Consider the following 16,345-nt stretch of genomic DNA (forward strand, 5'->3'; position numbering starts at 1 on the left):
GCGAACGGGCGGCCGGCCCGGGGCAACCGCTCCGGGCCGGTGGGGCGTCCCGCGCGGGCTGCCGCTACCGGCCCCGCGGCCCGAAGCGGTTCTCCCGGAGTATGGCCGCGACGCGCTCCGCCTCGCCGGGCCGGGCGAAGTACCAGCCCTGGGCGGTGTCGCAGCCGGTCAGCCGCAGCCGCTCGGCCTGGGCGGCGCTCTCGATGCCCTCGGCGGTGACGGTCAGGCCCAGGGTGTGGGCCAACTGCACCATGGCGCCCACGATCTGCTCGTCGGCGTCGCTGCGCCGGGAGCTGAGCGCGGCGAGTTCGGGCCGTCCCGCCGGAGCCGGGTCGCGGAACCCCTCGATGAAGGTGCCGTCCAGCTTCAGCACGTGCACCGGCAGGCGGGAGAGGTAGGCCAGGTTGGAGTAGCCGGTGCCGAAGTCGTCGATGGCGATCCGGACGCCCATGTCGGCGAGGGCCTGCAGTGCCTGGAGCGGGCGCCCGCCGGGGCCGAGCAGCGCGCTCTCGGTGATCTCCAGCTGCAGCAGCCGGGCCGGCAGACCGGTGACCTCAAGTGCCCGGGCCACGTCGGCGACGATGTCGGAGTCCCAGATCTGGCGGGCGGCCAGATTGACGCTCACGAAGGTCTCGGTGTCGGGGAACTCGGTCAGCCACCGCTTGGCCTGGCGGCAGGACTCCTCCAGGACCCACTTGCCGAGCGGCACGATCGCCCCGGACTCCTCGGCGAGCGGGATGAAGCGGTCCGGCGACAGCGTCCCGTAGCGGGGGTGGCGCCAGCGGACCAGGGCCTCCGCGCCGTGCACCGCCCCGTCGGCGAGCCCGACCAGCGGCTGGTACTCGATGGTGAACTCGCCGCGCTCCAGGGCCGGTCGGAGCGCGGTGGCGAGCAGCTGGCGGGTCAGCTGGTGGGCGCCGCGGTCCGGGTCGTAGAGGGTCCACCGGGCGCGGCCGTCCGCCTTCGACCAGTAGAGGGTCGCGTCGGCGTCCTTGACCAGGTCGGTCGGCGTGGTCTCGTGCACGGACCGCTCGACGACGCCGACGCTGGCCGTCACCACCAGCCGGTGCCCGGCCACGTCGAAGGGACGTTCCAGCGCCTCCAGGATCCGCGAGGCCAGCGCGGTGAGCTGGTCGCTGCCCTGACTGTCGGTCACCAGGACGGCGAACTCGTCGCCGCCCATCCGGGCCACCAGCCGGGCACCGGGCTCGGAGAAGCCGCGCTGCAGCCGGGTGGCGACGGCGATCAGCAGCTGGTCGCCGATGTGGTGGCCGAGCGTCTCGTTGATCGCCGCGAATCCGTCGAGGTCCAGGTAGCAGACGCCCACCCGGCGCTCGCCGGGCACGCCGCCCAGAGCCGCCGGCCCATCGGCGCCCGGCGGTACGCCCCGGTCCGGCCCGGCGCCGGCGGCCGCACCTTCGCCGGCGACCGCACCCGGGTCGCCCGTGACGTCGCCTCCGACCGGGCCGGCGATCGCGAGGCAGGCGGCGTCGAGGCGCTCGAAGAACAGCGTCCGGTTCGGCAGCCGGGTCAGCGGGTCGTGCAGGGCCTGGTACTCCAGGCGGTCGCCGAGCCGGCGCTGCTCGGTGATGTCCTCGACCATGGCGAGGGTGTAGAGCGGGTCGCCGGAGCCGTCCCGGATCAGCGAGATGGTCACCTTGCTCCAGACCGTGCGTCCCTCACGGTGTTTGAGCTGCTTCTCCACCCGCAGCCGTTCCCGCTTGCCGCGGACCAGTTCCGGGAAGAGCCGGTCCGGCATCCCGTCCGCGTCGACCACCTCGTGGATGTGCGTGCGGACGAGGTCGCCGGACGTGCAGCCGACCAGGGCGGCGAAGGCGGGGTTGACCTCGATGATCCGGTCGTCGGAGTCGATCAGGGCCATGCCGATGCCGGCGTCGCAGAATGCGGCCCGGAAGCGGGACTCACTGGCGCTCAGGGCGGCGAGCAGGCGGTCGGTCCCCTCGGCCGGCAGGCCTGGGCCGTCGGTCGGTCGGTGCGCGCCGGTCGCGAGCGGGGCGGAACAGGTCGGGCAGAGCAGGAGGTCGGTGCCGACCGCCCCGCCGGTCACGTCGACGGGTGCGACGGTGCCGTGGGTGCCGGGGAGGTCGAAGGCTCCGAGTCCGTCGCGCAGTCCGTCGCGGAGCGCGCCCTGGCCGTCGCGGGCACCACCGGCACCACGGGGATCACCGGCGCCGAGGGCACCGTCACGGCCGGGGGCACCGTCACGGCCGGGGGCACCGTCGACGTCATGCGAGTCGTCCAGGGCGAGAGCGGTGGTGCCGTCGGAGGTGGCGCCGCTGGCCGGACGGCGGAGCGCGGACAGCCGGTGGACGTGCTGGTGCGGTTCCTCGTGCCGCACGCCCGAGTGGTGTGCGTCGGCCCCCTCGTTCTGGCCCGGCACGGCATACTCCCGTCCGCTGCTGACGCTTGATGCTTGACGCTGGTCCGGCCGATCGCCCGCGACTGCTGCGGCCGGCTCCCGCACTCTGTCGAGGTCCTCGCAGTCCGGTGGCACGCTCGCGTGGAACGTCCGCGTGGGGATCCGCGTGAAGAACAGGGCGCTGCGGCCGATCATAGGACGCGACGGCAACGCGCGGTGACCGCCGCCAGGGTGATTCGCCCGCTTTCGGATCCTGTGCGGTGATACATGCAGACGCCCCCGGTACACATCACATGATGTGCGCCGGGGGCGTGTGCCTCTGCCGTGCGCCCTCGGGCGCTGGTCGAGCGCCGGGACGCTCCGAGTCCGGTCCCTGCTCGGGCCGACCGGACGGGGTGTCGGTCCGTCGGAGCGTCAGGCCAGCTTGGCCGTCAGGGTGATGGTCGTGCCGGTGAGGGCCTTGCTGACCGGGCAGTTCGCCTTGGCGTCCTCGGCGGCCTTCACGAAGCCGGCCTCGTCGAGGCCGGGCACGTCGCCGGTGACGGTCAGGTGGACGCCCGTGATGCCGGTCCCGGGCTGGAAGGTGACGTCGGCCTGGGTGTCCAGCCTGGCGGGCGGGTTGCCCGCGCCGGCCAGGGCGTGCGAGAGGGCCATCGAGAAGCACGAGGAGTGCGCGGCCGCGATGAGTTCCTCGGGGCTGGTCCTGCCGTTCGGCTCCTCGGCGCGGGACGCCCAGGTCACCGGGTACTCGCCGATGCCGGACGAGGCGAGGGTCACCTGGCCCTTGCCGTCGAGCAGGTTGCCTTCCCAGGCGGTGCGTGCGGTGCGGGTGGTTGCCACGATCGGTACCTCCATCACTGAGGGACAGCTGATTCGTCACTTCCGGCCATGCCGCGCACCAGCCTACGGGCAGACAGATGCCCCGGGCGGCACACCGGTCCGCGGGGTGTCCGGATCGTGGGACGGATGGGCCGAATGGTGCGGTTCTGCGACGTGTGCCCTGTTAGATTTGCGCGGGCCTGACCCCCGGCCCGCCGACGGCCGGGCGCCCATCACCAGAGAGCCGCGGAGCCGCCCCGATGACGGATCACCCCACGACCCCCGATACCGGATCGCTCGACGGGATCGACGAGGCCGTACGGGCCGAGCTGACCAGCCTGCGCGAGAGCATCGACAACATCGACGCCGCGGTGGTCCACATGCTCGCGGAGCGGTTCAAGGCGACCCAGCGGGTCGGCCGGCTCAAGGCCGAGCACAAGCTGCCCGCGGCGGACCCGGCGCGGGAGCGCGACCAGATCAGGCGGCTGCGGGAGCTGGCCGCCGGGGCGCACCTGGATCCGGTCTTCGCGGAGAGCTTCCTCAACTTCATCATCGCCGAGGTCATCCGGCACCACGAGAAGATCGCCAGCGACACCGTGACCGGTCGGAACGAGCCGGTCTGACTCCGCGCCGCCCCGGGTGGAAGATCGCTCCGGCGAGCCTCGGGCGACCGTCTCCCGACCTGTCGTAGCCGCGGGGCCGCCTGCCCCCCGCCCGCCGCTTCGGGCGCCGTCCCGCCGTCGGCGCGCCGGGCGGCCCGTGGCCCACGGTCCTGCCGCCCCGCTCGCCGGTCCGCCCCCGGTCGGCACCCGCCCGCCGCCGCTGCCCCGCCGCACCCCGGGTACACACCGGCTTCGCGCCCTTGTGCACACCGGCTTCGGCACCCGCTTCCGCGCCTGCCCCCACGCTCCCGGCCAGGCCCCGGCGGCGGTGGAGCTCCGCTGTGGCTCCGCCCGCCGTACCCTGGGTGGCATTGCCCAGAGCGCCGTCCCCCGACCGCCTCGCTCCCGCCCCCTTCCCCGCGGTGGTGTCGGCGGTCGTGTCGGCTGAGGGTAAATGCCCGATTTCGTGAGGCTTCGCCGGTGGCGTAGCGTGCAGGTTTCCCGGCCGGAGAGGTGGAGCAGCGACGATGGCGGTGAACCTGCCCGACACGCACAGTGATGCCGGGGTCGGTCCGGTCCCGGCTGCGGGCGTCGGTCACGGCGGCCGCGCAGCCGCCCGGCGGGCGCGCTCGCGGAAGGCGGGCAAGGCGGGCAAGGCGGAGACGGCCGGCCACGGTCCGGGCAGGGGTCTCAAGGCACGGCGGGCGGGGCGCCGCCAGCGACCGTGGTGGATCGAGATCCCCTTGATGGCGGCCGTCGGCCTGGTGGCCGCGCTGCTGATCAAGACGTGCCTGTTCCAGGTCTTCACCATCCCCTCGGGGTCGATGGAGAACACGCTGCGGATCGGCGACCGGGTCGGGGTGAACAAGCTCGCCCCGCTCACCGGCTGGGAGCCGGAGCCCGGCCAGCCGGTGGTGTTCAAGGACCCGGGCGACTGGCTGCCGCCGCAGCCGACCGACGGGAACCCGGTCACCCGCGCGCTGAGCTCCGCGCTCGGCTTCATCGGCCTGGTGCCGCCGAAGGACGACAACTACCTGGTGAAGCGGGTCATCGCGACCGGAGGCCAGACCGTCCAGTGCTCGGGCACCACGCTCACCGTCGACGGGGCGAAGGTGGACGAGCCGTACCTCCACCCCGGGGACGACTCCTGCGCGGGGCTGGACTTCGGCCCGGTGACCGTGCCCAAGGGCTACGTCTGGGTGGAGGGTGACCACCGGAGCGACTCCGCCGACTCCCGGTACCACCAGCGCGGGCCGGGCGGCGGCGCCGTGCCGGTGGACAACGTGGTCGGACCGGTCTCGGGCGTGGTGTGGCCGCTCAACCACCTCGACTGGTTCGGCTGGGTCGGTCGCTGACCCCGGGCCCGCCGCCCCCGGGCCCGGCCACCGCACGGTCCTCCGCGCCCGCCTGGCCGGCGGCCCGTGCCGACCGCGCGCCCAACGCCGTGGCCCCGGCGAGGTCCGCTGCGGTAGACCGGTCGTCCATCGACCGGACGTCGGCCACGTCACCGTCGGCCACGTCGCCGTCCGCCACGCCACCGTCCGCCCCAGCCCCGTGCGCCGACCCGGTGTCCTCGGGCGCGGCTCCGGGCTTGCCGGCCTGGGCCGCGAAAGCACCGGCCAGGACGAGCAGGCCGCCGGCCGTCTGCGGCAGGCCCAGGTGCTCGCCGAGCAGGATCCAGGCCAGGACGGTGGCGACCACCGCCTCCAGGTTGGCGACCACCCCGGCGACCGGGGGCGACAGGTGCCGGACGGCGATCACGCCGGTCAGGTAGGCGAGCACGGTCGCGATCAGGACCATCCAGGCGGCCGGGAGGAGCGCCGGGACGGAGTGCCCGTTCATCAGGACGTCGCCGCCGAGCACGCCCCAGTCGGCGGTCCAGGGGTGGGTGAACGCGGTCAGCAGGACCGCGCCGATCAGCAGGCCGTAGGTGCTCACGGCGAGGGGGTCGATCGGGCGCTCGCCCCGGCTCCCGGCGTCGGCCAGGACGAAGTAGCCCACCTGGCAGCAGGCCGCACCGAGGGCGAACACGACACCCAGGGCGTCGAAGCTCAGGCCGTTCCAGACCTCCACCACGCAGGCCAGACCGGCCACGGCCACACCGGCGCCGATCGCCGAGCCCCGGCTGATCGGCCTGCGCTGGACGAACCGCACGTAGCCGATGAGCAGCGGCGGTCCGAGGTACTCGATGAGCAGGGCGACGCCGACCGGGATCCGGGAGATGGCGGCGAAGTAGCAGGCCTGGACGCCGGCCACGGCGAGCAGGCCGAAACCCAGCAGCAGGCCGGGCCGCCGGAGCACCGCTTCGCGGTGGCGGTAGGCGAGGGGGAGCAGGACCACGGCGGCGCCGGTCACCCGGAGCCAGACCACGTGCAGCGGGGAGAGACCGGCCTCGATCAGCGGCTTGGCGGCGGTGCCGGAGCCGCCGAAGGCGAAGGCGGAGACCAGCGCCAGGGTGAGTCCGAGGGTCTTGGCCGACGGCCGGCCGAGTGGGGGGATTGAGCTGTGCACCGAGGCATTGTGACAGTCATGTCATCGGTTCGGTAAGGCGCCATTCCGTCATTTGGTCCTGCCTCCAACTGTGCGCGACGGCAGGTTCACGCACGCCCGCCGATCGGCTACGGGTCACCATCCCCGACGGCCACCTCGCCCACCCCGACGGGCCGCCGCCACCGCCCCACCGCCCCACCGCCCCCGGGCGGGCTACTGCCCGGCCACCGGGGCCGCGGCGCCGGAGCCGCCGCCCGAACCGGTGCCTCCCGTCGGCTGCGGCGCCGTGCTGGGCCCGGTCGTCGGGGCGGTGGTCGGCCCGGTGGTGGGAATCGGCGGCTTGGGAGGCCGGACCGTCGGCTGCGATGTGGGCTGGGAGCTGGGCTGGGCCGTCGGCTGCTGCGTGGGCCCGCCGCTCGCCCCGCCGTCGCCGGGTCGCGAGCCGTTCCGCCCGTTCGACGAACCGGGACCGCCCGGGCCGGACCGGGCGGAGCCGTCGCCGGAGTCGTTCGGCGAGGCGCCGGCTCCCGGCCCGTTGCCGGAGCCGCCCGGGGAAGCCGGTGCCGAGGCCGGCCCGGACGGGGCCGCCGGGCTGTCCGAGCCGCTCGACGGGGAGGCGTCCGACCAGGTGTCGACCCGGCGCGAGGGCGAGGCGAAGTCGGTGACCGGCCGGCCCTTCAGCGCGGCCTTCATGTAGCTGGTCCAGATCTGCGCCGGGTACTGGCCGCCCGCCGCGCCGTCGATGCCGCCGGTGCCGCTGAGGCTGACCTGGGCGCCGGTGCCCGGGTCCTGGCCGAACAGGGCGACCGAGGTCACCAGCTCGGGGGTGTACCCGACGAACCAGACCGACTTCTGGTCGTCGGTCGTCCCGGTCTTGCCGGCCGCCGGGCGGCCCAGGGCCTTCGCGCGCCAGCCGGTGCCGCCGGGGTCGCTCACCACGCCCTCCAGCATGGCGGTCACCCTCCGCGCGGTGTCCTCGCCGATCGCCCGGGTGGCCTTGTGGGCAGGCAGCTGGAGCGACTCGCCCTCGCGTTCCACCGACTGCACCAGCCAGGGGGTGATCTGCTTGCCGCCGTTGTCCAGCGTCGCGTAGACGCCGGCCAGGTCGAGGACGCTCGGGGTGGCGGTGCCGAGCGGGATGGACGGCAGTGGGTCGAGCCCGGGGGTGTCGCCGGGCAGGCCCAGCGCGACGGCGGTATCGCGCACCTTCTGGAGGCCGGTGTCCTGGGCGAGCTGGGCGAACGCCGAGTTCACCGACCAGTCGGTGGCCTGCTGCAGGGTGATCTGGCCGTAGCTCTTGTCGCCCTCGTTCGGCGGCGCGTACGCGGTGCCCTTGCCACCGCGGACCTTGCGGCCGCTGGTGCCGTCGTAGACCGTGCGCGGGGTGATGGTCTGGCCGGACTGGGTCTTGGCGTTGCTCTCCAGCGCCGCGGCCAGTGCGATGGCCTTGAAGGTGGAGCCGGCCTGGTAGTCCCGCCGGGTCGCGTTGTCGATGTAGTGCTTGGTGTAGTCGACGCCGCCGTAGAGGGCGACCACCGCACCGGTCTTCGGGTCGACGGAGACGGCGCCGGCCTGGGCGGCGGCGTCCTTCTTCCGCTTGTCCGGGTTCAGGGTGTCGTGGAGCTGGGCCTGGACGGCGTCCTGGAGGGCCGACTGGCGCCCCGGGTCGACGGTCAGCTTGATCGTGTAGCCGCCCTTGGCCAGCTCGGACTCGGTGATGATCCGGTTGGCGGTCAGGTACTCGGTGGCCGCGTTGACCAGGTAGCCGGCCTGGCCGGAGAGGCCCAGCTGGGCCTGCGGGTCCCGGACCTCGGGGAAGGCGGTGGCGGCCCGCTCCTCGGCGGAGAGCCAGCCCTCCTTCACCATGCCGTCCAGCACGTAGTTCCAGCGGTTGACCGCGTTCTGCTTGCCCGCCGGGGTCGCGGTCGCCACGTCGTAGGCGCTCGGCGCGTTCAGCAGGGCGGCCAGGTAGGCGCCCTGGGCGGGGGTGAGCGCGGACGCGTCGACGCCGAAGTACTGCTGGGCGGCCGCCTGGATGCCGTAGGCGCCGCGCCCGTAGTAGGAGGTGTTCAGGTAGCCCGAGAGGACGTCGTCCTTGGTCTCGGTGGCGTCCACCTTGATCGCGATGAAGAGTTCCTGCACCTTGCGGCTGATGGACTGCTTCTGGCTCAGGTACGTGTTCTTCACGTACTGCTGGGTGATGGTGGAGCCGCCCTGGGTGCCCTCGCCCTTGACCGTGTTGACGGCGGCACGGACCAGGCCCTGCACGTTGACGGCGCCCTCGTCGTAGAAGTTGCGGTCCTCGGCGGCCAGCGCGGCGTGCTGCGCGGCGGGGGAGACCTTGTCCAGCGGGACGTTCTGCCGGTTGGTCTGGCCGGTCCGGGCGATCACCGAGCCGTCCTGGTAGAGCCAGGTGTTGCTCTGCGCGGTCGCGGCGGCGTGCGCGTCCGGCACCTTCACCAGGGTGATCCCCAGGGCGAACAGGCCGATGCCGAGCAGCAACGCGGTGACGAGACCGGCCAGCGTCATCCGCCAGGTCGGGATCAGCCGGCGCCATCCGGTGCGCTTCGCGCGGCGGGGCCCGGTGCCGCCGGTCCCGTCGGCCGGGCTCGCGCCGGAGCGCTTCAGGCGGTTGACCGGGCGGAGGAGGGCGGACGGCATGCGACGGCCGTTCTGGGTGTCTCGGGACAAAACGGCGGCCTTTCCTGCGGGCGGACCGTGCGGCCTGCACAGCGGGGGACTTCGGCGGTCGGGATCGATCATCCCGTTTCCGGTCGTACAGCCCAAAACGCACCGATCGGGGCAGTTGGCTCCACCGGGGCGGCAAGCGAGACCGACATCACACACAAATCGGACGCGGAAGGGCAAAAAACTGGGGAGCCTCCCGCTACTGCGAGAGGCTCCCCAATGTCTGTGCGCCGCCAGGGACTCGAACCCCGGACCCGCTGATTAAGAGTCAGCTGCTCTAACCAACTGAGCTAGCGGCGCCTGCTGACCTGAAGAACAATACACGGTTCGGAGGGGTGGCCCGCACCATTGAGGCGTCCTGCAGGCTCGGAAGTCGCGCCGGACGCCCGTTTCCGCCCGGTTGGGGTGGAGTTTTCCGGCGGCTAGGGTGGGAAACGTGCCCGGCTCCGACCCCGCCGGCCGCCGGGCGGCCCGGCTCGCGGCCGCCGCTACGGGCGGGAGCCACCGGGTGGGCACCACCGGGCGGAGCGCGTGGGACGGGGACGACGGGAGCGGCGACACGAGACCGGCGCGACGGGGGCCGCGGACGGGACGGGTGAAGGAGTGGAACCTCGATGACCGGGCCGGGGGAGGCGGGGCAGGCAGGGCGCAGGGGCGCCGGCGAGCGGTCGGGCGCCGGGGGAACGCCGGCCGCGGTGGCGTTCCTGCACATCGGCGGCACGCCGCTGCACGTCCGGACCGAGGGCGGCGGCCCGGTCGTCCTGCTCGCCGGAGGGCTCGGCAGCAGCTGGTTCGACTGGGATCTCGTGGTCCCCTTCCTCACCCCTTACCGCACCGTGGTCCGCTTCGACCGGCCCGGCTACGGGCTGAGCGGCTCGGAGCCGGCCGACCGCCCCGGCCCGACCGTCGTCGGCGAGGCGGAGCGAATCCGGGCGGTGTTGGACGGGCTCGGGTTGAGCGGGCCCTGCACGGTGGTGGGCCACTCGCTGGCGGGCTTCCACGTCGAGGCCTTCGCCCGGTTGAACCCGGAGCGGACAGCCGGGCTGGTCCTGCTGGACGGCAGCGTCGAGTCGTCGCCGCGCCCCCGGTCGGCGCCGGAGCTGCGCGACCTGGCGGCCCGGACGGTCGCGGGCGTGGCGACGGCGCTGGCGGTGCCGTACCTCCTCGGGCCGACCGTGCGGCGGCTGGTCGCGCGGGCCGCTACGGTGCGCCGCGAGGACCTCGCCCCGCGACCGCTGGTCCGGCACTGCTACCGGACCGGGCGGGTCCTGCGCGCGGTGCTCCGGGAGAACGCCCGGTACCTGGACGTGGCCGCCGAGCTGGACGAGCTGCGCGGCGTGGTGCCGCTTCCGGAGGAGCTGCCGATCACCGTGCTCGCCGCCGACGACGGGTGCCGCACCCGCCGCACCGAGGAGTGGCTGGCCCGGCAGAGGGGGCTGGCCGCGCTGCTCGGGGCCGACTTCCGGACCACCGCCCCGGCGGGGCACCTGCTGATGTTCGACCGCCCGGACGCGGTGGCCTCGGCGATCCTCGACACCCGCTGAGCGCCGCCGGTACCGCGGCCGGCCGCCGCCCGGTCCCCCCGCCGCCTGGTTGTCCCCTGCCGGTCGCCCCCCGCCGGTGGACGCCTGCCGCCCTCCGCGGCTCAGGAGGCTGTGCTCGCCGACATCGCCGAGATCGCCCGCCGGACCGCGCGGGGGACCGGAAGCTCGTTGGCCAGCCGGCGCGCGGCGCGCCGGGTGGGGGCGCCGGCCGGGCCGGGGTAGAGCCGGCGGTGCAGTCCCGCCGCGAAGATCAGGCCGGCCAGCTGACGGTCCCGGTCGGCCGGCCGGCGGTCCCGATCGGCCTCGGCGGTGGCCGCCCCGACCGTACCGGAGCCCTCGCCGCCGGCGGACGAGGCGTCGGCAGGAGCCGCCTCGGCGGCGGGGGAGGAGGCGGGGGCGGCGGACGGTGCGGTCAGGGCCGACCCGGCGTCGTCGGAGGTCAGCGTGGCGGCCACCCGGGCGGCGATCTCCTGCCCGATCCCCGGCGGCACCGCCGTGTAGCGCCGGTACGGCAGACCGAGGAAGCTCCGTCGGTCGACGGTGAGGACACCGTCGGCGATCAGTCGGTCGAGGAACATCTGTTGTGTCGGTTTGCGCGGGATCCGGCGCATGGCCAGGTCGAGACCGAGCCGGTGCTTGCGCTTGCCGGCCTCCTCCAGCCGGGTGAGCACCCCGGCCGCGATCTCGTCCTGGGAGCCGAGGGGCTGGAAGCCGGTGATCCGCCGGCCGTCGACGGTGATCCCCCCGCTGAGCTGCAGTTCGGCGAGGACGCTGCCGGGGACGGCCCAGTAGAGGGAGGACTGCGGGATCCGGAGCCTGCCGCGCACCGGTTCGGCGCAGAGCAGCAGCAGCTCCTCAGGGAGCGAGCGAGTGTCGAGCGGTGCCATGGACGGGGAACCCCCAGCGGTCGCGGACGGGGCGCGTGAGGCCGCGCCGTCCGCGCAAACCTACCGTGGTCCGGAAACGCCGCCGGCCGCCCACCGGAGTGGACGGCCTGCGACCTTGCCATGTGCGCCGCCAGGGACTCGAACCCCGGACCCGCTGATTAAGAGTCAGCTGCTCTAACCAACTGAGCTAGCGGCGCCTGCTGACCTGGAAGACATTACACGGGGCCGGGCCGATCCGCCGAATCGCGACCGCGCGGGCACTCCCGGTGACCGGCGGTGCCGTTCCCGCAGCGGTCCGGCCCGGCCCGGGGCGCAACGGCCCGGGCCGGGCCGGTCACTCCGGGAAGTGGCACGCGGCCTGGTGGTCGGCGCCCGGCGCGGGCCCGGTCAAGCCAGGGGCCTCGTTCTCGCAGCGGACCCTGGGCCCGGCGTCGAGCCCGGCGTAGACGGGGCACCGGCTGCGGAAGCGGCAGCCGGTGTGCCGGACGGTGGGCGAGGGCGGGTCGCCGGCCAGCAGGATCCGGCTGCGGGCCCGCTCGGCGGCCGGGTCCGGGAGCGGGACGGCGGAGAGCAGCGCGCGCGTGTACGGGTGGCGCGGGCGGTCGAAGACGGCGGAGACCTCGCCCTGCTCGACGGTCCGGCCGAGGTACATCACGCTGACCCGGTCGGCGAGGTGCCGGATCACCGACAGGTCGTGCGAGACGAAGAGGTAGGAGAGGCCCAGCTCCGCCTTGAGCGACTGGAGCAGGTTGAGCACGCCCGCCTGGATGGAGACGTCCAGCGCGGAGACCGGCTCGTCCAGGACGAGCAGCTTCGGCCGGACGGCCAGTGCCCGGGCGATCGAGATCCGCTGCCGCTGCCCGCCGGAGAACTGGTGCGGGTAGCGGACGGCGTGGGCCGGGTCGAGGCCGACCTGCCGGAGCAGTTCGGGCACCCGGCGGGCGATCTCCTCCCGGGCGGCGCGCTGGGCGCGCAGTGGTTCGGCGACGATGTCGCCGACCGGCATCCGCGGGTCGAGGCTGGCCATCGGGTCCTGGAAGACGATCTGCAGCCGGGCGCGCATCCGGTGGGCATCGGCCCGGGAGAGCTGGGCGGTGTCCTGCCCGAGCAGTGCGATCCGGCCGGACTCGGGGGCGGCCAGCCGCAGCAGCTCGAACAGGGTGGTGGACTTGCCCGAGCCGGACTCGCCGACCAGGCCGAGCGTCTCGCCCTGCCGGATGTCCAGCTCGACGCCGTCCACCGCGTGGACCTCGCCGATCCGGCGCTTGAAGACGGTGCCCTTGAGCAGTGGGAAGGTCTTGGTCAGGCCGGTGACGGCGAGCACCGGCGCGCGTTCCTCGCGCGGCACGGCGACCGCGGCGGGCGGGACCGGCGGCACGGGGTACACCTCGCTCGGTGCGGGGCGCCGCTCGGCCAGCTCACCGGCCCGGACGCACGCCGCCAGATGCCGGCCCGAGCCCCCGGCCCCGTCCGGATCCGCGGTGCCGTGCGAGCCCACGGATCCGTCCGGACCCGCAGGCCCGCCCCGTCCTGCGATCGCATCCGTACCCCCGGCCCCGTCCGTACCCCCGACAGCCGCCGAACTCGCGGGCTCCGCGCCGCCCGTGAGCGCGGGTTCGGCCGTCCGGCACCGCTCCTCCACCAGCGGGCAGCGGGTTGCGAACGGGCAGCCGACCGGCAGCTCGGCCATCGGCGCCGGCACGCCCGGGATCGGGACGAGCGGTCCGCCCCGGCCGTCCAACCGCGGCACGGCGCCGATCAGTCCGAGCGTGTACGGGTGGCGGGGTGCGGTGAACAGCTCGTCCACGCCGGCCGTCTCGACCACGCGGCCCGCGTACATCACGGCGACCCGGTCGGCCATCCCGGCGATGACGCCGAGGTCGTGGCTGACCAGGACGAGCGCGGCGCCGGTCTCCCGCCGGGCGGTGCGCAGCACGTCGAGCACCTGCGCCTGGATGGTGACGTCCAGGGCGGTGGTGGGCTCGTCGGCGAGCAGGATGTCGGGGTCGTTGGCGATGGCCATGGCGATCATCGCACGCTGGCGCATGCCGCCGGAGAACTCGTGCGGGAAGCTGTCGAGCGCCCGCTCGGGTGCCGCGATGCCGACCAGGTCGAGCAGTTCGGCGGCGCGGGTGCGCGCGGCGGCCCGGTCGAGCGACTGGTGGATGCGCAGTGCCTCGACGATCTGGTCGCCGATCCGGTAGACGGGGGTGAAGGCGGAGAGCGGGTCCTGGAAGACCATGGCGACCCGGCGACCGCGGACGGCGGCGAGTTCGCGGCCGGGCAGGCCGACCAACTCGCGGCCGTCCAGCCGGACCGAGCCGCGCACCCGTGCGGTGCCGGGGAGCAGGCCCAGTACGGACAGTGCGGTGACGGACTTCCCTGAGCCGGACTCGCCGACGATGCCCAGGGTCTCGCCGCGCCGCAGCGTGAGGTCGACGCCGCGGACGGCGGGGACGGCGGTGCCGCGCGGGCCCGCGAAGTCGACCCGCAGATCGCGGACGTCGAGCAGCGGGGCCGTGGTCGGCGGGGTTTCGACGGCGGTCGTCACCGGCTGCCACCCTTTCTGCGGGCCGAACGGTCGATGCCGGGCGCACCGGCCGCCGTCGCCGAAGCCGCCGCACCGGCCGTCGCGGCCTGCGCCGAACCGGCGTCGCCCGCACCGTCCCTCGGTGCCCGCTTCCGCGTCCGACGGGGACCGCGGCGGGTGCGGGCCGCGTCGGCGGTGGGGTCGAGGGCGTCGCGCAGCCCGTCCCCGATCAGGTTGACCGCCAGGACGAAGAGCACCAGCAGCCCGGCGGCGAAGTAGAACAGCCACGGGAAGACCGGCGCGTCGTTGGTGCCGGCGGCGAGCAGCGTACCGAGCGAGACGTCGGGCGCCTTCACCCCGAAGCCGAAGTAGGACAGCGCGGTCTCGCTCATCACGGCGCCGCCGACGGCGATGGTGGCGTCGATGATGAGGAAGGACGCGACGTTCGGAAGGATGTGCCGGGTGATGATCCGCAGCGGTCGCACGCCCATGAACCGGGCCGCGCGGACGAATTCGCGGTCGCGCAGCGAGATGGTCATGGAGCGGACCACCCGGGCGGTGATCATCCAGTTGAAGAGGGCCAGCAGCAGGACGAAGGCGAGCCAGCCGGCGCCCTTCAGCCGGGGCGAGACGATGGTGATGACCAGGAAGCTCGGGAAGACCAGCATGAGGTCCACCACGAACATCAGGATGCGGTCGGTCCAGCCGCCGAAGTAGCCGGCGCAGGCTCCGAACAGTGAGGCCAGCACGGTCGAGAACAGCGCCACCAGCAGCCCGATGACCAGCGACTTCTGCAGTCCGCGGACGGTCTGCGCGAAGACGTCCTGGCCGACCCCGTTGGTGCCGAACCAGTGCGTGGTGGAGGGGGGTTGGCGCAACGCGCTGTAGTCCGGGGCGGCGTAGTCCCAGCGAGTGAGGTACGGGCCGCCGAAGGCGAGGACGAACAGCAGCAGCACGACGACGGCGCCGGCCACCGCCCAGCGGGCGGCGAGCAGACGGGTGAGGACGAGCCGGCCCCGGCCTGCCGCCTCGGGGGCGGGCCCGCCGGGGGCGGGGGCGGGTGGGGGCGCGGAGGGCTCCGCGGCGACGGCGGTCACGGCAGTCTCCTCCGGTCAGGACCGCACACGCGGGTCGAGGATGGCGTGCAGGGTGTCGGCGAGGAAGCCGGAGGCGAGGACGACCACCGCGGCGAACAGGTTGACGGCGACCACCGAGTTGACGTCCTGTTCGTTGATGGACTGGATGAACCACTCGCCCATGCCGTGCCAGCCGAAGATGGTCTCGGTGAAGGCGGCACCGGTGAAGATGCCGAGGAAGCTGTAGGCGAACATCGTCGACATCGGGATCACGGCCGTCCGCAGCCCGTGCCTGACCAGGGCGCGGCCGCGGGTGAGGCCCTTGGCCTCGGCGGTGCGCAGGTAGTCCGAGCCGAGCACGTCGAGCATGGTGCCGCGCTGGTAGCGGCTGTAGGTGGCGAGGCCGCCGAGGGCCAGCGAGAGGGTGGGGAGCAGCAGGTGCAGCGCCCAGTCGGCGAGGTGGGCGCCGATGCCGCCGGTCAGGCCGGGGGTCTCGTACCCGGTGAAGGGCACGACCTCGTGGCCGGCGACGTCCTTGGCTGCGATGGCGCCGTTCTTGAGGAACAGTGCCACCAGGAAGACCGGGGTGGAGAGCAGCACGAACGAGAATACGGTGAGCAGCCGGTCGGAGATGCGGTACTGGCGCACCGCACTCCAGGCGCCGGCCGCGACGCCGAGGGCCATGCCGAGCAGGCTGCCGAGAAGCAGCAGCCGCAGCGAGACCCAGACCCTGCGGCGGAAGTCGTCCGTCACGGGGGTGTCGTGGATGGTGCGGCCGAGGTCCCCGTGGAGCAGGTCGCCGGCCCAGCGGCCGAAGCGCTCGACGACGGGGGTGTGGTCGTTCAGGTTGAGGTCGTCGAGCTGCCGCTCGACCGATGCGGCGGCCGGGCGCGGCACCTTGGCCTCGAAGTAGGTACGGGGCCGGAGCGCGGTGGCGGAGAGGGCGTACGCCAGGAAGACGGCGACGACCAGCAGGACGGCGTAGTAGCTGAATCGTTTCGCCAGGTAGCGGAGCATCAGCGGCCGCCCGGGGTGGGGGCGGGCCCGACGCGTCTGGTGGGCATCGGTGGGTGGCCTTCGGTCGGTGGCCCGGTTCGGGCCGGGTGGCGGGAGGTGCAGGTCAGGAGTCTGGCACCGGCGCACGGCCGGGGTGTTGCGGCCGTGTTGCCGCCCGCTGCTTCTGGATCAGGCCTGAACTACTCCCCCTGGTACTGGATCTGATCGACTGTTACTTTCGCTCCTCGGGCACCGACTTGGCTGCCCACGTTCAAGCCTCGCCACACCTCGCGGCGCCCAACCCTTGTCGCATTCCAGATCTTCTGGGGGACC

The 16,345-nt window shown here is 74.1% G+C and carries 11 protein-coding genes and 2 tRNA genes; 3 read left to right on the top strand and 10 right to left on the bottom strand.

Features of this window, described 5'->3' with window-relative positions; all coding sequences use genetic code 11:
- Positions 1 to 64: 64 nt before the first annotated feature.
- Both ACF9IK_RS23410 and ACF9IK_RS23415 read right to left on the bottom strand, forming a co-directional pair.
- Positions 65 to 2,401: a putative bifunctional diguanylate cyclase/phosphodiesterase gene (locus tag ACF9IK_RS23410; RefSeq protein WP_395296078.1), complete on the bottom strand. Its 2,337-nt coding sequence runs from the start codon at positions 2,399 to 2,401 to the stop codon at positions 65 to 67.
- 393 nt (positions 2,402 to 2,794) lie between these two features.
- On the bottom strand, positions 2,795 to 3,220 hold the full coding sequence (locus ACF9IK_RS23415; RefSeq protein WP_395296079.1) for an OsmC family protein: 426 nt from the start codon (positions 3,218 to 3,220) through the stop codon (positions 2,795 to 2,797).
- A 239-nt stretch (positions 3,221 to 3,459) separates the two neighbouring features.
- Between ACF9IK_RS23415 and ACF9IK_RS23420 the strand changes: the two genes are divergently transcribed.
- Both ACF9IK_RS23420 and lepB read left to right on the top strand, forming a co-directional pair.
- Complete coding sequence (locus ACF9IK_RS23420) at positions 3,460 to 3,822, top strand: chorismate mutase (RefSeq protein WP_395296080.1); 363 nt, start codon at positions 3,460 to 3,462, stop codon at positions 3,820 to 3,822.
- A gap of 506 nt (positions 3,823 to 4,328) precedes the next feature.
- A complete protein-coding gene (lepB, locus tag ACF9IK_RS23425) occupies positions 4,329 to 5,156 on the top strand; it encodes a signal peptidase I (protein WP_395296081.1) in 828 nt (275 codons plus the stop codon).
- Here lepB and ACF9IK_RS23430 read toward each other — a convergent pair.
- From ACF9IK_RS23430 to ACF9IK_RS23440, 3 genes are all read right to left on the bottom strand, one after another.
- Positions 5,119 to 6,312 (bottom strand): EamA family transporter, encoded by a 1,194-nt coding sequence (locus tag ACF9IK_RS23430; RefSeq protein WP_395296082.1) that lies wholly within the window; start codon positions 6,310 to 6,312, stop codon positions 5,119 to 5,121. The genes lepB and ACF9IK_RS23430 overlap by 38 nt on opposite strands.
- A 192-nt stretch (positions 6,313 to 6,504) precedes the next feature.
- Complete coding sequence (locus ACF9IK_RS23435; RefSeq protein ID WP_395296083.1) at positions 6,505 to 8,952, bottom strand: transglycosylase domain-containing protein; 2,448 nt, start codon at positions 8,950 to 8,952, stop codon at positions 6,505 to 6,507.
- 253 nt (positions 8,953 to 9,205) lie between these two features.
- Positions 9,206 to 9,279 (bottom strand) — tRNA-Lys (locus tag ACF9IK_RS23440).
- Between the two features lie 314 nt (positions 9,280 to 9,593).
- Between ACF9IK_RS23440 and ACF9IK_RS23445 the strand changes: the two genes are divergently transcribed.
- Positions 9,594 to 10,523: an alpha/beta fold hydrolase gene (locus ACF9IK_RS23445; RefSeq protein ID WP_395296084.1), complete on the top strand. Its 930-nt coding sequence runs from the start codon at positions 9,594 to 9,596 to the stop codon at positions 10,521 to 10,523.
- 101 nt (positions 10,524 to 10,624) lie between these two features.
- Here ACF9IK_RS23445 and ACF9IK_RS23450 read toward each other — a convergent pair whose 3' ends face one another.
- From ACF9IK_RS23450 to ACF9IK_RS23470, 5 genes are all read right to left on the bottom strand, one after another.
- Complete coding sequence (locus tag ACF9IK_RS23450) at positions 10,625 to 11,410, bottom strand: GOLPH3/VPS74 family protein (protein ID WP_395296085.1); 786 nt, start codon at positions 11,408 to 11,410, stop codon at positions 10,625 to 10,627.
- Between the two features lie 123 nt (positions 11,411 to 11,533).
- A tRNA-Lys gene (locus ACF9IK_RS23455) sits at positions 11,534 to 11,607 on the bottom strand.
- Between the two features lie 137 nt (positions 11,608 to 11,744).
- Positions 11,745 to 13,961: a dipeptide ABC transporter ATP-binding protein gene (locus ACF9IK_RS23460; protein WP_395296086.1), complete on the bottom strand. Its 2,217-nt coding sequence runs from the start codon at positions 13,959 to 13,961 to the stop codon at positions 11,745 to 11,747.
- Positions 13,958 to 15,037 (bottom strand): ABC transporter permease, encoded by a 1,080-nt coding sequence (locus ACF9IK_RS23465; RefSeq protein ID WP_395296087.1) that lies wholly within the window; start codon positions 15,035 to 15,037, stop codon positions 13,958 to 13,960. The genes ACF9IK_RS23460 and ACF9IK_RS23465 overlap by 4 nt, the downstream gene beginning before the upstream one ends.
- Before the next feature lie 15 nt (positions 15,038 to 15,052).
- On the bottom strand, positions 15,053 to 16,033 hold the full coding sequence (locus ACF9IK_RS23470) for an ABC transporter permease (protein WP_395296088.1): 981 nt from the start codon (positions 16,031 to 16,033) through the stop codon (positions 15,053 to 15,055).
- Positions 16,034 to 16,345: the final 312 nt, after the last annotated feature.

Origin of the sequence: Kitasatospora hibisci (genome assembly GCF_043950205.1) — a bacterium.
GTDB classification, from domain to species: domain Bacteria; phylum Actinomycetota; class Actinomycetes; order Streptomycetales; family Streptomycetaceae; genus Kitasatospora; species Kitasatospora hibisci.

Bases quoted from the DNA above. Each gene is read 5' to 3' on its own strand.
- ACF9IK_RS23450 (WP_395296085.1), bottom strand. From the start codon at position 11,410: ATGGCACCGCTCGACACTCGCTCGCTCCCTGAGGAGCTGCTGCTGCTC.
- ACF9IK_RS23435 (WP_395296083.1), bottom strand. From the start codon at position 8,952: ATGCCGTCCGCCCTCCTCCGCCCGGTCAACCGCCTGAAGCGCTCCGGC.
- ACF9IK_RS23445 (WP_395296084.1), top strand. From the start codon at position 9,594: ATGACCGGGCCGGGGGAGGCGGGGCAGGCAGGGCGCAGGGGCGCCGGC.
- lepB (WP_395296081.1), top strand. From the start codon at position 4,329: ATGGCGGTGAACCTGCCCGACACGCACAGTGATGCCGGGGTCGGTCCG.
- ACF9IK_RS23470 (WP_395296088.1), bottom strand. From the start codon at position 16,033: ATGCTCCGCTACCTGGCGAAACGATTCAGCTACTACGCCGTCCTGCTG.
- ACF9IK_RS23420 (WP_395296080.1), top strand. From the start codon at position 3,460: ATGACGGATCACCCCACGACCCCCGATACCGGATCGCTCGACGGGATC.